This is a genomic window from Geobacillus sp. LYN3 (assembly GCF_003064505.1).
In the GTDB taxonomy this organism is placed as follows: domain Bacteria; phylum Bacillota; class Bacilli; order Bacillales; family Anoxybacillaceae; genus Parageobacillus_B; species Parageobacillus_B toebii.
Window position 1 is genome coordinate 445,062 of record NZ_QCWL01000001.1, and the last position, 1,747, is coordinate 446,808.

2 protein-coding genes and 1 tRNA gene are annotated in these 1,747 nt (G+C 38.8%); 2 read left to right on the forward strand and 1 reads right to left on the reverse strand.

The window, feature by feature from the left end; genetic code table 11:
- Positions 1–101 precede the first annotated feature (101 nt).
- Together DCC82_RS02355 and DCC82_RS02360 are read left to right on the forward strand one after the other, a co-directional pair.
- Positions 102–740 carry a deoxynucleoside kinase gene (locus DCC82_RS02355; RefSeq protein WP_081189750.1) on the forward strand — a complete coding sequence of 213 codons (639 nt, stop codon included), beginning with the start codon at positions 102–104 and terminating at the stop codon, positions 738–740.
- On the forward strand, positions 737–1,405 hold the full coding sequence (locus tag DCC82_RS02360; RefSeq protein WP_097353955.1) for a deoxynucleoside kinase: 669 nt from the start codon (positions 737–739) through the stop codon (positions 1,403–1,405). Before DCC82_RS02355 ends, DCC82_RS02360 begins: the two co-directional genes overlap by 4 nt.
- 118 nt (positions 1,406–1,523) lie before the next feature.
- Here DCC82_RS02360 and DCC82_RS02365 read toward each other — a convergent pair.
- A tRNA-Ser gene (locus DCC82_RS02365) sits at positions 1,524–1,616 on the reverse strand.
- Positions 1,617–1,747: the final 131 nt, after the last annotated feature.

Genomic DNA, 1,747 nt, shown 5'->3' on the forward strand with positions numbered 1-1,747 from the left:
GCGATTCATCTCCCACTTACTCCGCTTCGCTTCGTTGAAGTGGGAGTCTTCTCGCCTAATTAAGATAAATTTTATCTGTCTAAGGAGAAGGGGGAGCACAGATGGGAATGGTTCCATTTATCGCGATAGAAGGTCCGATTGGGGTTGGGAAAACTTCATTGGCAAAAGCGATTTCCGAACACTTCCGCTATCATTTAGTGAAAGAAATCGTCGATGAAAATCCATTTCTCGGGAAATTTTATGAAAATATCGAAGAATGGAGCTTCCAAACGGAAATGTTTTTCCTTTGCCATCGTTATAAGCAATTAGAAGAAATTGATCGTAACTTTCTTCAACAAAAAAAACCAGTTGTTGCTGATTACCATATTATGAAAAATGTAATTTTCGCCAAAAGAACGTTAAAAGAACATCATTATAAAAAATATATAAAAATTTATGATATTTTAACAGATGGTTTACCTCAACCTAATATGATCATTTACTTACATGCCAGCCTTGAAACGCTATTAACACGCATTCATCAACGCGGCCGCGACTTTGAGAAAAGAATGGATCCGGTCTACTTACAGCAGCTAGCCGCTGATTATGAAGAAGCGTTTGCTCTATTCGAACAAGCAAATCCACATATTCCAGTTCTTCGGTTCAACGGGGACTTGCTCGATTTCGTTCAACGGGAAGAAGATTTACATTACATATTCGAACGAGTAAAAACTGTCGTAAAAGGGGTTTCGCAACGATGAACTTACGTGAAAAATATCGTATTCCAGATAACGCGATCATTACGATTGCCGGAACAGTCGGTGTCGGTAAATCAACCATGACAAAAGCATTAGCCAAAGCGCTAAATTTTCGCACTTCCTTGGAAAAAGTAGATACAAATCCATATTTAGACAAGTTTTATGATAATTTTGAACGTTGGAGTTTTCATTTACAAATTTATTTTCTTGCGGAGCGGTTTAAAGAACAAAAGCGGATGTTTGAATATGGCGGCGGCTTTGTTCAAGATCGGTCTATTTACGAAGACGCGCATATTTTTGCAAAAATGCACTTTGAAAATGGAACAATGACAGCTGTGGATTACGAAACATATACAAGCTTATTTCAAGCGATGGTCATGACACCGTATTTCCCGCATCCTGATTTGCTTATTTATTTGGAAGGAAGTTTTGAGGAAGTGATGAAGCGCATTCGTGAGCGCGGGCGTCCAATGGAACAGAAAACACCTATATCATATTGGAAGGAAATGTATGAACGTTATGAGAAATGGATTAATGAATTTAACGCTTGCCCAGTTCTTCGCGTAAACATTAACGAATACGATATTGTCGAAGACGAGCAGTCCATCGAACCAATTATTAAAAAAGCTTCAACGATTATTCACGAGTATTATCGTATAAAAAAATAACCGCCACTATTAGGCGGTTATTTTTTGCTTTGGAAAAATAAAAATTCGTTACAAAATGTAACGAATCGTCTCGGATAACAATCTCCACTTATGCGCGTTGGTATTTTCAATTCCTTTATGGCGGAGGAGGAGGGATTCGAACCCCCGCGCGCCTTGCGGCGCCTCTCGGTTTTCAAGACCGACCCCTTCAGCCAGACTTGGGTACTCCTCCGTACTGACATCATTCAATATAACATCACTGAAGATAAAAGTCAACACCTTTTATGGCAGAGCAGCTATGAAGAGTATATTTCAAAGTTTTTCGTCAAAATAGGGATTTTCAAATTATCCACAGTTGGTAAA

What these genes read in the sequence shown, in the direction of transcription:
- DCC82_RS02355 (WP_081189750.1), top strand. Translation starts at nt 102, where the DNA reads ATGGGAATGGTTCCATTTATCGCGATAGAAGGTCCGATTGGGGTTGGG.
- DCC82_RS02360 (WP_097353955.1), top strand. Translation starts at nt 737, where the DNA reads ATGAACTTACGTGAAAAATATCGTATTCCAGATAACGCGATCATTACG.